Source organism: Ruegeria sp. O4, assembly GCF_056535125.1.
In genome coordinates this window covers 161,309-180,362 of record NZ_JBQERO010000005.1, presented here as the reverse complement: position 1 = coordinate 180,362, position 19,054 = coordinate 161,309, and the positions used below count along the sequence as shown (strand labels likewise).

At 59.8% G+C, this 19,054-nt stretch carries 20 protein-coding genes; 12 read left to right on the top strand and 8 right to left on the bottom strand.

All coding sequences use genetic code 11. The annotated features are described in order from the left end of the window. Positions 1 to 235 precede the first annotated feature (235 nt). The 4 genes from ACR0J7_RS09135 (at position 236) to ACR0J7_RS09120 (ending at position 4,949) form a co-directional block, all read left to right on the top strand. Positions 236 to 1,573 carry a metal-dependent hydrolase family protein gene (locus ACR0J7_RS09135; RefSeq protein WP_480668261.1) on the top strand — a complete coding sequence of 446 codons (1,338 nt, stop codon included), beginning with the start codon at positions 236 to 238 and terminating at the stop codon, positions 1,571 to 1,573. Between the two features lie 460 nt (positions 1,574 to 2,033). Then, a complete protein-coding gene (ctaD, locus tag ACR0J7_RS09130; RefSeq protein WP_267366169.1) occupies positions 2,034 to 3,692 on the top strand; it encodes a cytochrome c oxidase subunit I in 1,659 nt (552 codons plus the stop codon). A 121-nt stretch (positions 3,693 to 3,813) separates the two neighbouring features. Continuing rightward, a complete protein-coding gene (locus ACR0J7_RS09125; RefSeq protein ID WP_209504229.1) occupies positions 3,814 to 4,413 on the top strand; it encodes a 2-hydroxychromene-2-carboxylate isomerase in 600 nt (199 codons plus the stop codon). Between the two features lie 44 nt (positions 4,414 to 4,457). Then, a complete protein-coding gene (locus ACR0J7_RS09120) occupies positions 4,458 to 4,949 on the top strand; it encodes a DUF2244 domain-containing protein (RefSeq protein ID WP_480899645.1) in 492 nt (163 codons plus the stop codon). 21 nt (positions 4,950 to 4,970) lie between these two features. On the opposite strand, the gene ACR0J7_RS09115 is transcribed toward ACR0J7_RS09120, so the two are convergent. Next, on the bottom strand, positions 4,971 to 5,456 hold the full coding sequence (locus ACR0J7_RS09115; RefSeq protein ID WP_267366166.1) for a GatB/YqeY domain-containing protein: 486 nt from the start codon (positions 5,454 to 5,456) through the stop codon (positions 4,971 to 4,973). A 183-nt stretch (positions 5,457 to 5,639) separates the two neighbouring features. On the opposite strand from ACR0J7_RS09115, the gene carA reads away from it, so the two are divergent. Further along, positions 5,640 to 6,806, top strand: coding sequence for a glutamine-hydrolyzing carbamoyl-phosphate synthase small subunit (gene carA / locus ACR0J7_RS09110; protein WP_480773598.1), 1,167 nt, complete (start codon positions 5,640 to 5,642; stop codon positions 6,804 to 6,806). An 81-nt stretch (positions 6,807 to 6,887) separates the two neighbouring features. Then, positions 6,888 to 8,765 carry a glycosyltransferase gene (locus tag ACR0J7_RS09105; RefSeq protein ID WP_480913972.1) on the top strand — a complete coding sequence of 626 codons (1,878 nt, stop codon included), beginning with the start codon at positions 6,888 to 6,890 and terminating at the stop codon, positions 8,763 to 8,765. 3 nt (positions 8,766 to 8,768) lie between these two features. Here ACR0J7_RS09105 and ACR0J7_RS09100 read toward each other — a convergent pair whose 3' ends face one another. Further along, a complete protein-coding gene (locus ACR0J7_RS09100) occupies positions 8,769 to 9,416 on the bottom strand; it encodes a GntR family transcriptional regulator (protein WP_267363400.1) in 648 nt (215 codons plus the stop codon). Positions 9,417 to 9,516: 100 nt separating this feature from the next. Between ACR0J7_RS09100 and ACR0J7_RS09095 the strand changes: the two genes are divergently transcribed. The 3 genes from ACR0J7_RS09095 (at position 9,517) to ACR0J7_RS09085 (ending at position 11,768) form a co-directional block, all read left to right on the top strand. Beyond that, positions 9,517 to 10,161 carry a pyrimidine 5'-nucleotidase gene (locus ACR0J7_RS09095; protein ID WP_480476564.1) on the top strand — a complete coding sequence of 215 codons (645 nt, stop codon included), beginning with the start codon at positions 9,517 to 9,519 and terminating at the stop codon, positions 10,159 to 10,161. An 87-nt stretch (positions 10,162 to 10,248) separates the two neighbouring features. Continuing rightward, entirely contained in the window at positions 10,249 to 10,497 is a 249-nt protein-coding gene (locus tag ACR0J7_RS09090) for a hypothetical protein (RefSeq protein ID WP_209504235.1), read from the top strand. Positions 10,498 to 10,571: 74 nt separating this feature from the next. Then, positions 10,572 to 11,768 (top strand): UbiH/UbiF family hydroxylase, encoded by a 1,197-nt coding sequence (locus ACR0J7_RS09085; RefSeq protein WP_480913969.1) that lies wholly within the window; start codon positions 10,572 to 10,574, stop codon positions 11,766 to 11,768. A gap of 12 nt (positions 11,769 to 11,780) precedes the next feature. On the opposite strand, the gene ACR0J7_RS09080 is transcribed toward ACR0J7_RS09085, so the two are convergent. Then, positions 11,781 to 12,908 carry an aminotransferase class V-fold PLP-dependent enzyme gene (locus ACR0J7_RS09080; RefSeq protein WP_480913986.1) on the bottom strand — a complete coding sequence of 376 codons (1,128 nt, stop codon included), beginning with the start codon at positions 12,906 to 12,908 and terminating at the stop codon, positions 11,781 to 11,783. A gap of 317 nt (positions 12,909 to 13,225) precedes the next feature. On the opposite strand from ACR0J7_RS09080, the gene ACR0J7_RS09075 reads away from it, so the two are divergent. Beyond that, complete coding sequence (locus ACR0J7_RS09075) at positions 13,226 to 13,840, top strand: GntR family transcriptional regulator (protein ID WP_480913967.1); 615 nt, start codon at positions 13,226 to 13,228, stop codon at positions 13,838 to 13,840. A gap of 6 nt (positions 13,841 to 13,846) precedes the next feature. Here the strand turns inward: ACR0J7_RS09075 and ACR0J7_RS09070 are convergent, their stop codons facing one another. Further along, positions 13,847 to 14,305 carry an Lrp/AsnC family transcriptional regulator gene (locus ACR0J7_RS09070; RefSeq protein ID WP_209504239.1) on the bottom strand — a complete coding sequence of 153 codons (459 nt, stop codon included), beginning with the start codon at positions 14,303 to 14,305 and terminating at the stop codon, positions 13,847 to 13,849. Next, a complete protein-coding gene (locus tag ACR0J7_RS09065) occupies positions 14,302 to 14,757 on the bottom strand; it encodes an Lrp/AsnC family transcriptional regulator (RefSeq protein WP_480476554.1) in 456 nt (151 codons plus the stop codon). Before ACR0J7_RS09065 ends, ACR0J7_RS09070 begins: the two co-directional genes overlap by 4 nt. 131 nt (positions 14,758 to 14,888) lie before the next feature. On the opposite strand from ACR0J7_RS09065, the gene ilvC reads away from it, so the two are divergent. Next, positions 14,889 to 15,911, top strand: coding sequence for a ketol-acid reductoisomerase (ilvC, locus tag ACR0J7_RS09060; RefSeq protein ID WP_480476552.1), 1,023 nt, complete (start codon positions 14,889 to 14,891; stop codon positions 15,909 to 15,911). 46 nt (positions 15,912 to 15,957) lie between these two features. Here ilvC and ACR0J7_RS09055 read toward each other — a convergent pair whose 3' ends face one another. Then, complete coding sequence (locus ACR0J7_RS09055) at positions 15,958 to 16,413, bottom strand: SRPBCC domain-containing protein (RefSeq protein WP_480481413.1); 456 nt, start codon at positions 16,411 to 16,413, stop codon at positions 15,958 to 15,960. Beyond that, positions 16,410 to 16,721 (bottom strand): ArsR/SmtB family transcription factor, encoded by a 312-nt coding sequence (locus ACR0J7_RS09050; protein WP_480913965.1) that lies wholly within the window; start codon positions 16,719 to 16,721, stop codon positions 16,410 to 16,412. Before ACR0J7_RS09050 ends, ACR0J7_RS09055 begins: the two co-directional genes overlap by 4 nt. Positions 16,722 to 16,799: 78 nt before the next feature. Here ACR0J7_RS09050 and ACR0J7_RS09045 point away from each other — a divergent pair, with 78 nt between their 5' ends. Continuing rightward, positions 16,800 to 17,702, top strand: coding sequence for a DMT family transporter (locus ACR0J7_RS09045; RefSeq protein ID WP_480913962.1), 903 nt, complete (start codon positions 16,800 to 16,802; stop codon positions 17,700 to 17,702). Here the strand turns inward: ACR0J7_RS09045 and glmM are convergent. Further along, the gene (gene glmM, locus ACR0J7_RS09040) at positions 17,699 to 19,042 is read right to left on the bottom strand and encodes a phosphoglucosamine mutase (protein WP_480485988.1); all 1,344 of its coding nucleotides are present in this window, start codon (positions 19,040 to 19,042) and stop codon (positions 17,699 to 17,701) included. The genes ACR0J7_RS09045 and glmM overlap by 4 nt on opposite strands. Between the last annotated feature and the right edge of the window lie 12 nt (positions 19,043 to 19,054).

Here is a 19,054-nt window from a genome sequence, read left to right as displayed (position 1 = left end):
TCTTAATCGGACGTAAACTGGTTAAGTTTTTGAGAAATTCATCCAGGTCGAGTCAAAGGTCCGCCAGATGGACGAAGCTGACGTTCGTCAACTAGGCCGCGCCGACGCCTTTTAACGTTGTCAGAGCGGCTCTTGGGATTTCCGACGGTCGGAACGTGAAGTTGATCAGAGTTATATACAGGTATAGCGTGAAAGAGCATCTTCAGACCGTTCAGACTTCAGAAGGATTTCGTAAATGCCGGCTCTCTTCCGTATTCCAATAACCGTGCTGTCGTTAGCCTTGGCCTGGTCACCGGCAATGTCTCAGGATGGATCATCCATCCTGTTCACCAACGTGAACGTGTTTGACGGCGAAAGCGAACAACTACTGGAAGGTGCGAATGTCGTCGTAACCAACAACTTGATTACTGCGGTTACCACGGAACCTCTCGCTGTAGCGGGCGGGACAGTCATCGATGGTGGCGGGCGCACGATGATACCGGGGCTCATCGACGTCCACTGGCACACTTCATATTGTTGCGCGGCTCAAACCACCGTGATTTCCGGAGATATACTCGAGATCGCAATCCGGGGTGCCATGGGATCGGAAGACACGCTGATGCGCGGATTCACGACGGTGCGAGACGTCGGCGGCAATCCCTTCGCGACAAAGAAGATGATCGATGCGGGCGAAATTCCCGGCCCACGAATCGTGCCTTCTGGCCCTCCGATTAGCCAGACGGGCGGTCATTTTGACTACGGTGCCTACCAGGACGCGCCTTCAAACCCGGGTGACTCGCTTTGGTATTGGAACCGTGTGGGGCTGATGCTGATCGCGGACGGGGTTGACGACGTCACACTGCGCGCCCGCGAAGTTATGCGCATGGGCGCTTCGCAAATCAAGATTTCTGGCGGTGGCGGTGTTTCGTCGGTCTATGACCCGCTCGACATGAGCCAATACACGCTCGAAGAGTTGAAGGCATTCGTCGCGGTTGCAGAAAGTTACAATACCTACGTCGCCTCGCATATCTTTACCGATGCAGCTGCCCAAATGGCGATTGAAGCCGGGGTCAAAACCATTGAGCACGGCAATTTGCTCAGTAGGGAAACCCTACAGATGATGAAGGACAACGGCGTCTGGTTGTCTGTCCAGCCATTGCTTGACGACGAGGACGCTTTCTCATTCAGCGACCCAGTTAGCACAGCGAAATGGGTGGAGGTTACTGATGGCACCACGACCTCAATCGATATGGCCAAAGAGATCGGCGTGAAGGTCGCATTCGGCACAGATATGCTTTTCGATGCGGAGCTTGCGAAAAAACAAGGCAAATTCCTGGCGAAGATGAAGACTTGGTACACGCCATACGAGGTTCTGAAAATGGCGACCTCGACAAATGCTGAATTGATAGAACTCGCCGGACCGCGCCACCCGTACCAGGAAGGCCCGCTTGGAGTGATCCGGGAAGGCGCTTATGCTGATCTGATCCTCGTCGATGGCAATCCTATGGACGATATCGATCTGGTCGCGGACCCCGATGCAAACTTCGACCTGATCATGAAGGACGGCAGGATATTCAAAAACGAGATCGAGTGATCAGCATTTCTTCAAGGTGTTCCGAACGCTGTGTGAGCCTATTAGATGGCAGGCTAACTCGATGCGCCTCAAGGTGCGCGACAAGGGCGGGGTGGGCCACAGGTAGTTCGCTGCGCAAGCACGAATGTCTTAGAAGGTCTCGGGGCTCCCCCCTTCCCTGTCCTCGGTTCGGGTGATTGGCCAGAGGCAAAGGTTCACGCCTTTCCGGTCAGCTTTGAGAGACGGACCCATTGCGGGCGACCTGAACACAGGCGCTAGGCCCGCTGTATCACCAGCCCCCCCCGAACGCTCAGATCCCGGCTTCTCGAACACCCGTTTTCAAGGGGGGTGCGGCCATTTATCTTGATCCAGATCAAACTCGGCCATTGAAGGTCGCCCCTACGCATTCTAAAACCAGCAGGAATCCCGCGCGTTGGAGAGGTCCGGCTGCGCGGTGTAGTTGCAACAGGAGGCACCTATAATGGCAGACGCAGCCATTCATGGTCACGACCATGAAGACCAGCGCAGCTTTTTCCAGCGCTGGTTCATGTCGACCAACCACAAGGACATCGGGATTCTGTACCTGATCGTTTCGGCTCTGGCCGGTCTGATCTCGGTTCTGATGACCGTTTACATGCGGCTCGAGCTGATGCACCCCGGTGTTCAGTACATGTGCCTTGAAGGCTTCATGGCCGACCCGTGTACGCCCAACGGGCATCTGTGGAACGTGATGATCACCTATCACGGTGTTCTGATGATGTTCTTTGTTGTCATCCCTGCCCTGTTCGGCGGATTTGGCAACTATTTCATGCCGTTGCAGATCGGCGCGCCGGATATGGCGTTCCCGCGGATGAACAACCTGTCCTTCTGGCTTTATGTCGCCGGTACCTCGTTGGGTGTGGCCTCGCTGCTGAGCCCCGGTGGGAACGATCAGATGGGTTCGGGCGTGGGCTGGGTTCTGTACCCGCCGCTGTCCACGACCGAGGGCGGCATGTCCATGGACCTTGCGATCTTTGCCGTACACGTATCGGGCGCCTCCTCGATCCTCGGCGCGATCAACATGATCACCACCTTCCTGAACATGCGTGCCCCCGGCATGACCCTGTTCAAGGTGCCGCTGTTCAGCTGGTCGATCTTCGTCACCTCGTGGCTGATTCTGCTGTCGCTGCCGGTTCTGGCGGGCGCAATCACCATGTTGCTGATGGACCGCAACTTTGGCTTTACCTTCTTTGATCCGGCCGGTGGCGGCGATCCGATCCTGTATCAGCACATCCTGTGGTTCTTTGGCCACCCGGAAGTGTATATCGTGATCCTGCCCGGTTTCGGCATCATCAGCCATGTCATCGCGACCTTCTCGCGCAAGCCGATCTTTGGCTATCTGCCGATGGTCTGGGCGATTATCGCTATCGGTGTGCTGGGCTTTGTCGTGTGGGCGCACCACATGTACACCGTTGGCATGTCGCTGCGTCAGCAGGCCTATTTCATGCTGGCAACGATGGTCATCGCGGTTCCGACAGGCGTTAAGGTCTTCTCGTGGATCGCGACCATGTGGGGCGGTTCCATCGAGTTCAAGACACCGATGCTGTTTGCCTTTGGCTTCCTGTTCCTGTTCACCGTTGGCGGTGTGACCGGTGTGGTGCTGTCGCAGGCTGGCGTGGACCGCGCCTATCACGACACCTACTATGTGGTGGCACATTTCCACTACGTGATGAGCTTGGGTGCCGTGTTTGCGATCTTCGCAGGGATGTATTTCTACTTCGCGAAAATGACCGGTCGCCAGTATTCCGAGTTCTGGGGCAAGGTTCACTTCTGGATGTTCTTCATCGGCGCCAACCTGACCTTCTTCCCGCAGCACTTCCTGGGTCGTCAGGGCATGCCGCGCCGCTACATCGACTATCCCGAAGCGTTCGCGCAGTGGAACTATGTTTCGTCGATTGGCGCGTTCATCTCGTTCGCCTCGTTCCTGCTGTTCTTCGGCATCGTGATCTACGCCCTGCTGCGTGGCGCACGCGAGACACGGCCCAACTACTGGAACGAGTATGCCGATACGCTGGAATGGACCCTGCCCACCCCGCCGCCCGAACACACGTTCGAGCAGCTGCCCAAGCAGGAAGACTGGGACAAGGGCCACGCGCACTGATCCCGACCTGATCCAAGAAACCCCGCCTAGGTGGCGGGGTTTTTCTTTGCTCTCACCCCGCGTTCGCCAAGTGCGACGAAATCGGCTATGATGTGCGGACGGAACAGTCGGAGGGTCGGCAATGCCCGAGATCGACTTTTGGTATTCCATTGGCAGCACGTACAGCTTCCTGACCGTGATGCGTCTGGAGGAATGGTGCGCCCAGCATGACGCCACGGTGAACTGGCGCCCGTTCAACGTGCGCACGGTGATGTCGGCCCAGCAGAATATCCCTTTTGCCGGAAAGCCTGTGAAATCGGCTTATATGTGGCGCGATATCGAACGCCGCTGTGCCAAGTACCACATCCACGCCAACCTGCCCGCGCCCTATCCGATTTCCAATCTGCCACTGGCCAATCAGGTTGCGTTGCTTGGAATGATGGACGGCTGGGGCGTGACGTTCACCCAAACGCTCTATCGCATCTGGTTCGAGGAAGGGGTGGAAGCCGGGCGCGAAAGTGCGCTGTCCGAGGCGCTTTTGCGGTGTCAGCAAGACCCCCGACTGACCCTGGCACGCGCACAAGGCGACGACATCGTCGCGGCCCTTGAGGCGGAAACCGAAACCGCCGTCAAACTGGGTGTTTTCGGCGCCCCCAGCTTTGTTGTCCGGCAGGAGGTATTCTGGGGTGACGATCGTCTGGATGACGCCCTGTCCTGGTCTCGGGTCGGCCACGTCGTCTGATCAAAACCCGTCGACATGAGGCGGCGCTGCGCTATGTTCGCGGTATGCCCTACACATGGAATCAGACCTCGGAAACCGAACAGGAACTGCGGCTTTGGCCGCATAACTCGCTGCCGCCGCGAGGGGCGATGATCACGATCCTGTCGGTGTTCCTGTTTGGCCTGATCCCATTGCTGGCCACGCTTGGTTCCGTAATCCTGTGGGGGCTGCTGCCGTTCCTGCTGATCACTGTGCTGGGGCTTTGGCTGGCCATCAAGACCAACTACCGCGCCCGCAGTGTTTTCGAGGTTCTGACCCTGTCGGGCACGCATGCGCGGCTGGTGCACCACACCCCCGGCAAAGAGCAGCACGAATGGTCTTGCAACCGCTATTGGGCGCGGCCCGCGATGCACAAGAAAGGCGGCCCGGTTCCGCATTATGTCACCCTTGTCGGAGACGGGCGCGAGGTCGAAATCGGGGCGTTTCTGTCCGAAGATGAGCGGATCACGCTTTATGACGAACTGGTCCTAAGACTGCGCGAGCCAGTCGCGCAGTAGCAATTCACGGGGCCCAGTGCCTCAGCAATCGCCGTTTGAGGCTGCGCACAGATGATCCTTGACCATCGGACCGACCTTGCCGAAATCCATCCGGCCGGTATAGCGCGTCTTCAACTCGCCCATCACCTTACCCATATCGCGGATCGAACCCGCGCCGGTTGCCGTGATGGCGGTTTGAATGGCCTTGCTGACCTCATCGTCGTCTAGCTGTTTGGGTAGAAATTCCTCGATCACCTCGACTTCGCGAATCTCGCGTTCGGCCAGATCCAGGCGACCACCCTCTTCGTAGGCGCGGGCGCTTTCCTTGCGCTGCTTGGTCATTTTACCAAGGATTTCAAGAACCTCTGCGTCGCTGCATCCCTTTGCTTCTTCATTGTCGGACGCACGTGCCGCGATGTCGCGGTCTTTGATGGCGGCGTTGATCAACCGCAGCGTCGACAGACGCTCGGCTGCTTTGTCTTTCATTGCTTGCTTCAGGGCGGCATTCACCCGTGATCGCATGTCCATTTGGTTTGTCCATCCCCATGACAACGGAACCCCGACCATATCGAAACAAAAAGCCTGACACAACCGGGGGTGAATACAGCTAAACCATTGAAAAACAACAATAGCCCAAAAATTGAACAGACTTGACCCAGACGCGCAACCCCCTTAGGTATGCGCCGATTTACCCTACAGGAGAGTCGCGCCATGGCCCCGAATGCCCCGTCCAAGCCCACCGCATGTCTGGCTTTGGCCGATGGAACCCTGTTTTACGGCGCAGGCTTCGGCGCGACCGGGCAAACCGTGGCCGAGCTGTGCTTTAACACCGCGATGACCGGATATCAGGAGATCATGACCGACCCTTCTTATGCCGGGCAGATCGTGACCTTTACATTCCCTCATATCGGCAATGTCGGCGTGAACCCGGAAGATGACGAAACCGGTGATCCGGTCGCGGCGGGCATGGTCGTGAAATGGGATCCGACCGAGCCATCAAACTGGCGCTCGGCCGAGGAGCTCAAGGGCTGGCTGGCGCGTCGGGGGCGCATCGCCATCGGGGGTGTCGATACCCGCCGCCTGACCCGTGCCATCCGCCAGCAGGGCGCGCCGCATGTGGCGCTGGCCCATGATCCCGAGGGAAATTTTGACATCGAGGCGCTGGTCGCCGCCGCGCGTGGTTTTGCAGGGCTGGAAGGCATGGACCTGGCCAAGGATGTCACCTGCGCCCAAAGCTATCGCTGGGATGAGATGCGGTGGGCCTGGCCGGATGGGTACCAACGTCAGAAGGCCCCTGCCCACAAGGTCGTTGCCGTTGACTATGGCGCCAAGCGCAACATCCTGCGCTGCCTCGCATCCGCTGGGTGTGACGTTACCGTTCTGCCCGCGACTGCCACCGCAGCCGACGTGCTGGCGCATCAGCCTGACGGTGTGTTCCTGTCGAACGGCCCCGGCGATCCGGCGGCAACGGGTGAATACGCCGTGCAGATGATCAAAGAGATTCTGGAGACGACAGACCTGCCTGTGTTCGGCATCTGCCTTGGACACCAGATGCTGGCGCTGGCGCTGGGTGGTCAGACGGTCAAGATGAACCACGGCCACCACGGCGCGAACCACCCGGTCAAGGACCTGGACACCGGAAAGGTCGAGATCACGTCGATGAACCACGGTTTCGCTGTCGATGCGCAATCCCTGCCCGATGGCGTCGTGGAAACCCACCGGTCGCTGTTTGACGGCTCGAACTGCGGTATCCGCATGGCGGATAGGCCGGTTTATTCGGTGCAATACCACCCCGAGGCATCGCCCGGACCGCAGGACAGTTTCTATTTGTTCGAGCGCTTCGCCGAGGCCATGGAAAAGAAGAAAATTCAGGCATAACTGCTTGTCTGTGCAGTGTTAACCGGGTGTTAACCCTGATCGAACAACCCTGAGCGCAGGTAACTGCGCCAGGGTTTTGTTATGGCTGAGCTTGATCTTCTGGATTTCACGTCCGCCGCACCGATCCCCGCGCCCGGGTATCGGAAACCGTTGGGCACCTGCCTGCTGGAAACCGGAGCTATCACCCGATCCCAGCTGGACCATGCGCTGAGCCAGCAAACCAGACAGAACGCACCGCTGGGAGAGATACTGGTCGGAGAAGGCTATGCCACCCGGCAGGACGTGTTGAGCGCGCTGTCTGCGCAATCCGGCTGGCAGATTGCCGATCTTGAACAGATCCCGCCGATGCCGGAACTGAGCGGGTTAATGCCGGTCGACTTCTGGCTGAAACACAATGTCATCCCCTGGATGCGGATTGGCCCCCTTGTTCTGGTGGCCACCGCCCGGCCCGACCGGTTCGCAACCGTGACCGCCGGGATGCGGGAATGCGATTATGCCGTGATCCCGGTGCTGGCGGCCTCTGATCAGATTGACCGAACGATTGCGCGGCAATTCTCGGGGTCTCTGGCCAGATCGGCGGAAACGCGGGTTGATCCCGCGCAAAGCTGCCGCAACTGGACCCTCAGGTCGCGCGTGGGGCCTTCGGTGGCCCTGTTGTGTGTGCTGGGGCTGTTTGCCATGTTCCCGGCGTTTGGCCTGCTGGCGGTGCTGGGCATAGCTGTGGGAACTTTGGTGCTTTTTGCAGCCTTTCGGATGGCTGGCACGCTGGCTTACCTTTGGCATCGCCTGAGAACGCAGCCGGACCACACCGAAGCTGCCATCACATTGCGGCAACCCTGCGTGTCGATCATGGTGCCATTGTACAAGGAGCGCGAGATCGCAAATGCTCTGGTACAAAGACTACAGCGGCTAACCTATCCCAAGGCGTTGCTGGATGTCATCCTTGTGCTTGAGGAAAAGGATGACGTGACGCGCAATGCCCTTGCGCAGGTGAGCCTGCCCAGCTGGATGCGCATCGTCGAGGTGCCCGAGCTGAACGGGTTGACCACCAAGCCGCGCGCCATGAATTACGCGCTGGAGTTCTGCCGGGGCGACTTCGTCGGCGTATGGGACGCAGAGGACGCTCCACAACCGGATCAGATCGAGCGCGTGGTGGCGCATTTCACCCAGGCCGCGCCGGATGTGGTGTGCCTGCAAGGAGTTCTGGATTACTACAACCCGCGCACCAACTGGCGGTCACGCTGCTTTACCATCGAATACAACAGCTGGTTCCGCGTGATCCTGCCGGGGATCGCCTGTATGGGGCTGGTGGTGCCACTTGGGGGCACCACGTTCTTTTTCCGTCGCGACAAGCTGTTGAAACTGGGCGGCTGGGATGCCCATAACGTCACCGAGGATGCTGATCTGGGCGTAAGGCTGTACCGGGCCGGGTACCGGACCGAAATGGTGGATACCACAACATATGAAGAGGCGAATTTCCGGGCCTGGCCCTGGGTCAAACAGCGCTCGCGCTGGCTCAAGGGGTTCATGGTCACGTATCTGGTGCATATGCGCAGCCCGCAAAAGCTGTGGCGTGACCTTGGAGGTGCCAGATTTCTGGGCCTTCAGGCGTTCTTTCTGGGCACGTTGGGGCAATTTCTGCTGGCGCCCGTTCTCTGGGTATTCTGGCTGTCAAGCCTGGGGCTGGCCAATCCGATGGATCATATCGTACCGCATTCAACCTTTACCGCGCTGATCGGGCTGTTTTTGATGGCAGAGGGGCTGAGTATCGGTGTTGGTCTGATCGCCGTATCCGCACGTGAGCGGCGGTTTCTTTTGCCTTGGGTTCCGACGATGTTTCTGTATTTCCCGCTGGGCGTGATTGCCGGTTACAAGGCGTTGTGGGAGTTGGCGACCAACCCGTTTTTCTGGGACAAGACCCAGCACGGACAGGCCAGCGAAGACGAGCCGCTGGCCTGAGAATCACTTGTCGCGGCGGCTTGCGTCCTGCTTCAGGCGCGTCATGAATGCGATCGAGATATGGTCCTTGAGCGCCCGCCCCGCCGCCTCTTCATCGCGCGCGGCAATGGCTTCGACAATGCCTTTATGTTCGCTCTGGGCAATCTCTCCGCGCCCCTGCACGGCCAAGGACGTAGTCGCCATCAAGGCCATTGTCCGGTGCACCAGATCAAGCTGCTGGACAAGGTAGCGGTTGTGCGAGGCCAGATGGATCTGTTCGTGAAAGCGCCGGTTGGCACGTGACAGCGCCATCGGATCGCCCACCAGCTTGTCATCTTCGAGAACCATGTCCTGAAGAACCCTGATCTCTTCTTCGGTGGCGTGTTTGGCAGCCAGCCGCGCGGCGAGCCCTTCCAGTTCGCGCCGCACGATATAAAGCTCGGCCATCTGGTTGTGGTCCAGCGACGCCACGATCAGTGACCGACCGTCCCGTTCCAGCAGAGACTGGGTTTCCAGGCGTTGCAACGCTTCGCGGATCGGGGTGCGCGACACCCCGAACCGTTCTGCCAGCTCGCTTTCCACCAGACGATCGCCGGGCTTGTAGACGCCGACATCAATGGCTTCGAGTATCAGGCTATAGGCATCCTTGGTGGGGGATCGGGTCTGGCTCATGGGGTATTCTGTCTCCTCGTTCGGACATGTCTATCCGTCTCTGGGGGCGTCAATCAAGTACGGCATTGAAAACACCCCGCCCGCGCCCTAAACCCAAGCCATGGTCAAACCGTCCTTCAGTCATGTCACGCAATGGGTGTTCGATCTGGATAACACCCTCTATCCGCCGCATATGCAGCTGTTCGATCAGATCGAAGTTCTGATGACGGATTACGTGGTGCAGGCCATCGGCGTGGACCGGGCCGAGGCCGACAGGCTGCGCGGGCAGTACTGGCGCCAATACGGCACTACGCTGGCCGGGTTGATGGCCGAACATGATCTGGACCCCGAGCCCTATCTGCACGCGGTGCATCAGGTGGACATGAGCCATATGGACCCGGATGCAGAGCTGGCCGATCACATTCGCGCCCTGCCCGGACGGCGCATCGTCTACACCAATGGCAGCGCACCCTACGCCGAGCGGGTTTTGCAGGCGCGCGGGCTTTCGGGGCTGTTTGATGCAATCTATGGCGTCGAACATGCCGGGTATCGGCCAAAGCCCGAGAAAGCCGCCTTTGAAGCCATCTTTGCACAGGATGGCATTCAGGCTGACAAGGCCGCCATGTTCGAGGATGACCCGCGTAATCTGGCCGCCCCGCATGAGATGGGAATGCGCACGGTTCATGTCGCCCCGGACCCGCATGAGGCCGATCACATCCACCATCACACGGATGATCTGACCGCATTTCTGGCCCGCCTGCGGTAGCCTGTCACACTGCGACGATCCGTACGTTCTGCACCCGCATGCGCAGCCCTATATGCGCTGGAGCGACGAACAGAACGGAGAAGCCCCATGAGTGCGATCGAGATGCCCGGACGCCTGCCGGTTTGGCAGCGCCTATTCTTTGCAATTCCGGTTTTTGGGTGGCTGGCCCGCGACGCGGCCAACGCCAAGGCGGAGGACCTGTATTATACCGTCGGCGCGGTCCTCAGCATGTGGGGCTGTTCCGCCATGGTGTTCGGCCTTCCCGGCCTTTACATCCCTGCCCTGATGATGGTGCCGGTGATGTTCCTTGTCCTGATCCTGATCTCACGCGGCTGAGATACGGGACAGGATGTCACTTGGCGCAGGGGGTGGAACCGAACTAGGGTCTGCCCGAGATGATGAGAGGCGCCATGACTGACAGTTGTGACATCCTGATTTCCGGCGGTGGAATCGCCGGTCTGACCGCAGCGGCGGCGTTTGGAACCGCTGGGTTTGACGTGGTGTGCGTAGATCCCGCGCCACCGATCACCGAACGGGATGTGGACGGGTCCGACCTGCGCACCACCGCCTTTCTGCAACCTGCGCGCGGCCTGCTGGAGCAATGCGGCCTGTGGGCGCGGCTGGATGCCCATGCGGCCCCCTTGCAGATCATGCGTATTGTCGATGCCGGCGGGGACGTGCCCGAACCCCGCGTCATACGCGATTTCAACGCAGCCGACATTTCCGAGCAACCGTTTGGCTGGAACCTGCCCAACTGGCTGTTGCGCCGGGAGATGGTCGCACGGCTGGCAGAGCTGCCGAATGTCGATTTCCGCCCCGGCACCGGGACCGTCAGCCTGTTCACCCGCACTGCCGAAGCCCGCGTTGGCCTGAGCGACGGCAGCCGCATCCGCTGCAAGCTGGTGCTGGCCGCAGATGGGCGCAACTCACCCATGCGCGAGGCCGCCGGTATCAATGTGCATACAACACGGTATGGGCAGAAAGCGCTGGCGTTTGCGGTGACGCATCCTGTTCCTCACGAGAATGTCTCGACCGAGATACACAGGTCTGGCGGGCCGTTCACATTGGTTCCGCTGCCAGATTGGCAGGGGCAGCCCTCGTCCGCCATCGTCTGGATGGAGCGCGGCCCGAAGGCCGTTGACCTTTTAACCCTTGATGCCGAAGCGTTTGAGGCTGCGATGACGGAACGGTCCTGTGGCCTGTTTGGCCCCTTGAAGCTGGCATCGCGCCGGACCATCTGGCCGATCATCAGCCAGTCCGCGGAACGGCTGGCGGGTGAGCGTATTGCCCTGATGGCCGAAGCCGCGCATGTGGTGCCCCCCATTGGCGCGCAGGGGCTGAACATGTCATTGGGCGATCTGCGCTGCCTGCTGGATCTGGCGCAGTCCCGGCCCGAAGGTCTGGGCGACGCGCAGATGCTGGACGCCTATCACAAGGCGCGCCACACCGAGATCGAGATGCGGGTCAAAGGGATCGATTTGCTGAACCGCGCCTCGATGATCGAGGCGCGCCCGCTGCGGGATGCGCGCGCAATGGGGCTGAGCGCGCTGTATTCCCTGCCGCCTGTGCGCAAGACGTTGATGCAGATGGGCCTTGGCGTTCGCTAAGGCCCGACCCGTTTACAGAACCTGATCCAGCACGCGTTTCAGACGCGCGATGGTGGCGTCCACATCATAAAGCTTGTCCAATCCGAACAAGCCCAGACGGAAGGTACTGAAGCCTTCGGGTTCATCACATTGCAGCGGCACCCCGGCGGCAATCTGCATCCCCAGAGCGGCAAATTTCTTGCCGTTCTGGATTTCGGGGTCCGAAGTGTAGCTGACCACAACGCCGGGTGCGCCGAAACCGTCAGCCGCCACCGAGACAATGCCATAGTCCTTCAACATCGCCCGCACGCCGTCGCCCAGTGCCCATTGCGCCTTGCGCAGCTTTTCGAACCCGTATCCCCTGGTTTCTGCCATGGTATCGCGGAAGGCCAGCAGCGCATCGGTGGGCATCGTGGCGTGATAGGCGTGACCACCGTTTTCATAGGCCTGCATGATCTGGCGCCACTTCTTCAGGTCGATGGCAAAACTGTCCGAGCTTGTCTGTTCCAGACGCGCCTCGCCCCGTTCGGACAGCATGACCAGACCGGCACAAGGCGATGCGCTCCAGCCCTTTTGCGGGGCCGAGATCAGCACGTCGACGCCGGTGGCTTTCATATCCACCCAGGCACACCCGGATGCGATGCAATCCAGCACCATTAATGCACCCACCTCATGCGCCGCGCTGGCCAGGGCAGTCACATAGTCATCCGGCAGGATGACACCCGCCGCCGTTTCAACATGGGGTGCGAACACAACGCCGGGTTTCTGTTCGCGAATCGTTGCGACGACCTCGTCAATCGGTGCGGGCGCAAAGGGGGACGGGCTGGCATTGCCGGTCTCGCGCGCCTTCATCACTGTGGTCGAGCTGGTCAGGGCACCGCTTTCGATGATCTGGCTCCAGCGGTATGAAAACCACCCGTTCCGAACCACAAGAACATCCGCCCCGCGCGCGAATTGCCGGGCGACCGCCTCCATCGCATAGGTACCGCCGCCCGGAATGACGGCCACCCCGTCTGCCTTGTACACCTCTTTCAGCATGGCCGAGATATCGCGCATTACCCCCTGAAACTTTTGGGACATGTGGTTCAGCGAGCGATCGGTGAATACGACCGAGAATTCTTCAAGCCCGTTCGGGTCAACGTTCTTCAGCAAGGCAGGCATATGGCGTCCTTTCAATATCGTCAGTGCAGTCTTGGTCTCTTTACCTTGGCCAGTAAAGCCATTTCGCGACAAAAAGTGACGCGACGGAATGCGGGTAAAATCGACCCATTCGGTGCTGTATAACACTGGGAACACAAGAAAATGACGCCAACCAGTGTCACTTCCCCTTTACACTTCTGCTTGCTTCTGAACAGATGCGCACACTTTTTACTTGAAGGGATATTTTTCCTGTGACGATACAAAAGCGTATTAACTTCCAGTCCGTTCGAGATGAAGTAAAACGACGTATTGAAAGCCGCGTGTGGCCTCAGGGATCATTGCTGCCGACCGAAACGCAACTGGCCGAAGAATTCAATTGCGCCCGCGCGACGGTGAACCGTGCCCTCAGGGAACTGGCCGATCAGGGTTTCATCGAACGCAAGCGCAAAAGCGGGACGCGGGTCAAGAAAGAGCCCAGCAAACACGCCAAGCTGGAATTCTCACTGGCGCGGCAGATGGTCGAAAGCCAGAATGCCGCCTATCGCTATGCGCTGGTGGAACGGACTGTCGAGGCCTGCCCCCGCTGGCTGTCCTCTCAGCTTGATGTCCCCGCCGAGACGCGGGTTCTGCATGTCATCTGTATGCATTACGCGGACAACCGCCCGTTCCAGCTTGAAGAGCGCTGGATCAATATCGGAACCGTCCCCGATGTGGAAAACGCCGACCTGACCCAGCAAGGACCGCATGAGTGGTTGCTGAATGCCGCTCCGTTCAACGATGCCGAGGTCGCGTTCTGCGCTATTTCCGCTGACGCAAGGCTGGCGGAGTTCATGGGCACCACGGCGGGCGCGTCGATGATCCAGATGGAGCGCACCACCTGGAAAGAAGACAAACCGATCACGTTTGCCCGCCTGACCCATCATCCCGGATACTACATCCGCACCAGATATTAAGGCACGTCACCCAATCGGACCGGGCAGCCGTTCCTCGCTCAGCAGGACGTTCGCCTCGACATCGCCTGCGCCGGGCAGCGTCATGATCCGGCGCCGCAACACGCGTTCGAAATCGGACAGGTCCCGCGCCACAACACGCAAGCGGTAGTCGTACAATCCCAGAACATGCTCGACGGTCTGCACTTCGGGGATGGCACTTACGGCGCGTTCGAAATCCTCAAGGCTGATCTGTCCCTTGCGCGCCAGCTTGACCCCCAGAAACACGGTCACACCGAATCCCAGCGCCTCGGCATTCAGACGCAGCCGCCGGCCCTTGATGATCCCGGCGTCCTCCAACCTGCGGATACGCCGCCAGGTGGCGGGCTGAGACAGGTTGAACCTCCGACCCAGGGCACCTGCGCTTTGGGTGGCGTCCTGTTGCAACGCACGCAGCAGACGGCGGTCAATCTCATCCAGCTCGATCATACCGGCAACACCTCGTCCCGCTTGACCCGCGCGATATGCATCAGCGCTTCGATATCGGCGATATGCGGCAGGGTCAGGATCCGGTCCCGATAAAGCTGCTGATAGTGCTTCATATCCCGCGCAATTACCGACAGGCGGACATCCACCCGGCCCAGAAATGTCTGGATTTCGATCACCTCGGCCACGTTGCGGGCCTCTTCCATAAACTCGTCAAAGGCGCGGGCCTGTGTCTTGTCCAGGGTGATCCGAAGCGAGACCTCGACAGCATAGCCCATCGCGGCCCAGTCGATCACCGCCTCCTGCCCTTCGATGATCCCGGCTGCCTGCATCTTTTCCAGCCTGCGCCAACAAACACCTGCGCTGATCCGGCACAGATCGGCAAGTTCCGCGGTGGTCAGGCTGGGGTTCGCCTGAAAGTGACGCAAAATGCGCCGGTCGATATCATCAAGCATGATTTTTTCAGTATTTTCCGTTTTCAAGAATTATTCTTCATCTTTTTCACAAATACTCAAGCCCAACCCTATCGCCAATCGGACGCCCGGCAGGTAGAACCGCCCCAACCAAACCAGAAAGGACCGGCAAAATGCGCGTCTATTACGATCGCGATTGCGACATCAACCTGATCAAAGACAAGAAAGTGGCTATCCTGGGCTATGGCAGCCAGGGTCACGCCCACGCGCTGAACCTGCGCGACTCGGGCGCCAAGAACCTGGTCATCGCCCTGCGCGAAGGCTCGCCCTCGGCCAAGAAAGCCGAAGCAGAAGGTCTGGAAGTGATGGGCATTGCCGAAGCGGCTGCCTGGTGCGACGTCATCATGTTCACCATGCCCGACGAATTGCAGGCCGAAACCTACAAGAAATACGTTCATGACAACATCAAGCCGGGCGCGGCCATCGCCTTTGCCCACGGCCTGAACGTCCACTTCGGCCTGATCGAACCGAAGGACGGCGTTGACGTCATCATGATGGCCCCCAAAGGCCCCGGTCACACCGTGCGTGGCGAATACACCAAAGGCGGCGGCGTGCCCTGCCTGGTCGCGGTTCACAACGATGCAACCGGCAAGGCGCTGGAAATCGGCCTGTCCTACTGCTCGGCCATCGGTGGCGGCCGTTCGGGCATCATCGAGACCAACTTCCGCGAAGAATGTGAAACCGACCTGTTCGGCGAACAGGCCGTTCTGTGCGGTGGTCTGGTCGAACTGATCCGCTGCGGCTTTGAAACTCTGGTCGAGGCCGGTTATGCACCCGAGATGGCCTATTTCGAATGTCTGCACGAAGTGAAGCTGATCGTTGACCTGATCTATGAAGGCGGCATTGCCAACATGGATTACTCGATCTCGAACACGGCTGAGTATGGCCAGTATGTCACCGGTCCGCGCATCCTGAAATACGACGAGACCAAAGCCCGCATGAAAGCGGTTCTGGACGACATCCAGCAGGGCAAATTCGTCCGTGACTTCATGCTGGAAAACGCCGTTGGCCAGCCGACCATCAAAGCGTCGCGCCGCGCCAATGACGAGCATATGATCGAAGAGACCGGCGCCAAGCTGCGCGGCATGATGCCGTGGATCTCGGCCGGCAAGATGGTCGACAAAGAAAAGAACTAAACCTGACCGATGTCAGGCAAAGGGCGGCCCAGGCGGTCGCCCTTTTTCATTTTAAGACCGCTTTGGCAAAGCATTCACCCAGAACGATATCCCATCCCGTATCGTAGCCGCCGCGCTTTTCGGGCGCTTCCCCAGCCCAGACGTCCCAGCCGGAATGCGTCAGGGTGACTTTGGCCTGCCCCGAACCACAATCCTCAAAACGCACATCGACGCGCGTAGGAGACTCCCTGCTGGTGCCCGGATGCCAGGTGAATGCCACGGATTGGCCGGGATCAATTGCCAGCACCTGACCCCAGTCGGCACGGGTTCCGTCGAACATGACCTCATAGACCGCGCCACCGATCCGGGGTTCAATAACCACGTCCCTTGCCGGTTGTCCCTGCGATGCGGAAACCGCGTGGCTGTCCAGCGGCCACCATGTCCCGATGCGGTTGACGAAGATATCGAAAGCGCGCGCAGCAGAGGCACTTACGACAATTGTCTTGACTATCGGGTCTGTCATGGCCTCTCTCCCGCTCTGTTCACCTCATCTGCAAAGCTGTTCATCACGTCGCTCCAGTAACGGTCGAGCCATCTGCGCAGCTCTGCCAGACCTTCGGGGCGCACCGCATAGATCCGGCGCGTCCCTTTCGCGTGGCATGTAACCAGCCCGGCATCTGACAGCACCTTGAGATGTTGCGAGACGGCCGGTCGGCTTACCGGCAGTTTTGACGCAAGCTCACCCACTGCCTGAGGCTGGCTGGCGACGGCTTCGAACACCTGCCTGCGGGTTGCATCGCCCAAAGCTGAAAATGTCGAATCGTAAGCCATTGCTTACGGTAAGTGCAAACTAACGTTAAGTCAAGATCAGCCCGTGACACCGGCGCGCACGCAGGATAAGGGGATGGAATGGTTGAACAACCCACGAAACAGGACTGGAGCGGCGTTTTCACGCTGGGGCTTATTTGGGGCGGCACATTCATGGTCGTCGCGATGGCTTTGGAAGGCTATGGCCCTATTACCGTGGCGACATCGCGCACCACATTAGGGGCGGTGACGTTGCTTGTCCTGATGCGGTTCACCGGTCGCCGCATGCCGGTTCTGACACCCGCGCTGACTACATCAATCCTGCTGATTGGCGTGTTGTCGACTGCGGTGCCTTTCATGCTGCTTAGCTGGGGGCAGCAATATGTGCCCTCGGCTTTTGCAGGGTTATCCATGGCTGCAATTCCGCTGATGGTGCTGCCGCTGGCGCATTTCTTTTCTGACGAGCCGCTGAACCTGCGTCGGTTTCTGGGCGTGTGCCTTGGGTTTTCCGGCGCATTGGTCCTGATCGGACCCGGTCTGGCAAAGCTGGGCCAGGGGACCGAGCCGCTGGCGCAGCTGGCCTGTGTCTCGGCTGCCCTCTGCTATGCCTCGACATCGATCCTGACGCGGCGTTGCCCGCCGGTCGAGCCGCTGGCGCTGGCCGCGCTGACCCTGCTGGTCGGCGCTGTTCTGCTGGTGCCCATCATGCTGCTGGTCGAAGGCATCCCCACATGGCAGGGCAACCGCCCATCGCTGGCCCTGATCGTGCTTGGCCTGATCCCCACAGCATTCGCCAATTTGCTGCGGGTTTCGATCACCCGCAGCGCCGGATCGGTGTTTTTGACACTGGTGAATTATCAGGTGCCGATCTGGTCGATGGTGTTCGGGGCCTGGATCCTGTCCGAGGCCCTGCCCCTGCGATTCTACGTCGCCCTGGCCCTGATCCTGACGGGCATGGCCATCAGCCAGTGGTTCAGCCTGCGCAGAGTTCTGTTCGGGCGCTAGCCTGCGGCGGCTTCGACCTCGGCCACGATGCTGTCGACGACCTGGACCAGCAGCGCGTCATCCTCGCATTCGGCCATAACGCGGATCAGCGGCTCGGTGCCGGATTTACGGATCAGCAACCGTCCCTGCCCGTTCAGCCGCGCCTCGGCATCGGCAATGGCCGCTTTAACGCTTTGAACTTCAAGCGGAGTTTGACCGTTGGCATAGCGGACGTTCTTCAACAGCTGCGGCACGGTTTCGAACTGCTTGGACAGATCCGAGGCTTTGCGACCGGACAGAACCATCTCGGCCAGAAAATGCAGACCGGCCATCAGGCCATCGCCGGTGGTGGCATAATCGCTCATCACGATATGACCGGATTGTTCACCGCCCAGGTTGAAGCCACCTTCGCGCATACGTTCGACCACATAGCGGTCGCCGACCGCCGTGCGTTCCAGTCGCATACCGTGTGACGACAGGTGCCGTTCGAGCCCGAGATTGGACATCACAGTGGCCACAAGGGCATTGCCTTTCAACTGCCCGGATTTTTTCCAGGCCGTCGCCAGCAGTGCCATAAGCTGATCGCCATCAGCGACCTGACCGGTTTCGTCGACGATAACGACCCGATCCGCGTCGCCGTCCAGACAGACACCGACGTCAGCGCCATGTGCCACGACGGTTTCGGCGGCCAGCTGTGGCTTGGTCGATCCGCAGTTGAGGTTGATGTTCTTCCCGTTGGGCGCAATGCCAACCGGGATCACGTCTGCGCCCAGTTCCCAAAGAACCTCGGGCGCGGTGCGGTGGGCGGCGCCATTGGCACAGTCAATCACCACCTTCAGGCCATCCAGACGCACATCGCGCGGCAGCGAGGATTTCACACGCTCGCCATATCTGAACCGGGCGTCATCAACACGGCGCGCCCGTCCGATGTTCTGGGCCTGAGCAGGCCGGACACCTTCGTCGATCAGCTTTTCGATGTCGATCTCGGCCTGATCGGACAGTTTATAGCCGTCGGGGCCAAAGAATTTGATGCCGTTGTCCTCTGCCGGGTTGTGGCTGGCCGAGATCATGACACCCAGATCGGCCCGCATCGACCGGGTCATCAGGCCCACCGCAGGCGTGGGGACCGGCCCCAGCAACAGCACATTCATTCCCGTCGACGTCAAACCGGCGGTCAGCGCGTTTTCCAGCATATAGCCGGACAGGCGCGTGTCCTTGCCGATGACGACCCGGTGCACACCGGTCGCATCACGCCGGAAATAGCGCCCCACCGCAGCCCCGATGCGCAACGCCATTTCCGCCGTCATCGGATGCGTGTTGGCCGTGCCCCGCACCCCGTCGGTTCCGAACAGCTTGCGCATTGGTGTCACTCC

Bases quoted from the DNA above. Each gene is read 5' to 3' on its own strand.
- ACR0J7_RS09135 (WP_480668261.1), top strand. From the start codon at position 236: ATGCCGGCTCTCTTCCGTATTCCAATAACCGTGCTGTCGTTAGCCTTG.
- ctaD (WP_267366169.1), top strand. From the start codon at position 2,034: ATGGCAGACGCAGCCATTCATGGTCACGACCATGAAGACCAGCGCAGC.
- ACR0J7_RS09125 (WP_209504229.1), top strand. From the start codon at position 3,814: ATGCCCGAGATCGACTTTTGGTATTCCATTGGCAGCACGTACAGCTTC.
- ACR0J7_RS09120 (WP_480899645.1), top strand. From the start codon at position 4,458: ATGCCCTACACATGGAATCAGACCTCGGAAACCGAACAGGAACTGCGG.
- ACR0J7_RS09115 (WP_267366166.1), bottom strand. From the start codon at position 5,456: ATGGACATGCGATCACGGGTGAATGCCGCCCTGAAGCAAGCAATGAAA.
- carA (WP_480773598.1), top strand. From the start codon at position 5,640: ATGGCCCCGAATGCCCCGTCCAAGCCCACCGCATGTCTGGCTTTGGCC.
- ACR0J7_RS09105 (WP_480913972.1), top strand. From the start codon at position 6,888: ATGGCTGAGCTTGATCTTCTGGATTTCACGTCCGCCGCACCGATCCCC.
- ACR0J7_RS09100 (WP_267363400.1), bottom strand. From the start codon at position 9,416: ATGAGCCAGACCCGATCCCCCACCAAGGATGCCTATAGCCTGATACTC.
- ACR0J7_RS09095 (WP_480476564.1), top strand. From the start codon at position 9,517: ATGGTCAAACCGTCCTTCAGTCATGTCACGCAATGGGTGTTCGATCTG.
- ACR0J7_RS09090 (WP_209504235.1), top strand. From the start codon at position 10,249: ATGAGTGCGATCGAGATGCCCGGACGCCTGCCGGTTTGGCAGCGCCTA.
- ACR0J7_RS09085 (WP_480913969.1), top strand. From the start codon at position 10,572: ATGACTGACAGTTGTGACATCCTGATTTCCGGCGGTGGAATCGCCGGT.
- ACR0J7_RS09080 (WP_480913986.1), bottom strand. From the start codon at position 12,908: ATGCCTGCCTTGCTGAAGAACGTTGACCCGAACGGGCTTGAAGAATTC.
- ACR0J7_RS09070 (WP_209504239.1), bottom strand. From the start codon at position 14,305: ATGATCGAGCTGGATGAGATTGACCGCCGTCTGCTGCGTGCGTTGCAA.
- ACR0J7_RS09065 (WP_480476554.1), bottom strand. From the start codon at position 14,757: ATGCTTGATGATATCGACCGGCGCATTTTGCGTCACTTTCAGGCGAAC.
- ilvC (WP_480476552.1), top strand. From the start codon at position 14,889: ATGCGCGTCTATTACGATCGCGATTGCGACATCAACCTGATCAAAGAC.
- ACR0J7_RS09055 (WP_480481413.1), bottom strand. From the start codon at position 16,413: ATGACAGACCCGATAGTCAAGACAATTGTCGTAAGTGCCTCTGCTGCG.
- ACR0J7_RS09050 (WP_480913965.1), bottom strand. From the start codon at position 16,721: ATGGCTTACGATTCGACATTTTCAGCTTTGGGCGATGCAACCCGCAGG.
- ACR0J7_RS09045 (WP_480913962.1), top strand. From the start codon at position 16,800: ATGGTTGAACAACCCACGAAACAGGACTGGAGCGGCGTTTTCACGCTG.
- glmM (WP_480485988.1), bottom strand. From the start codon at position 19,042: ATGCGCAAGCTGTTCGGAACCGACGGGGTGCGGGGCACGGCCAACACG.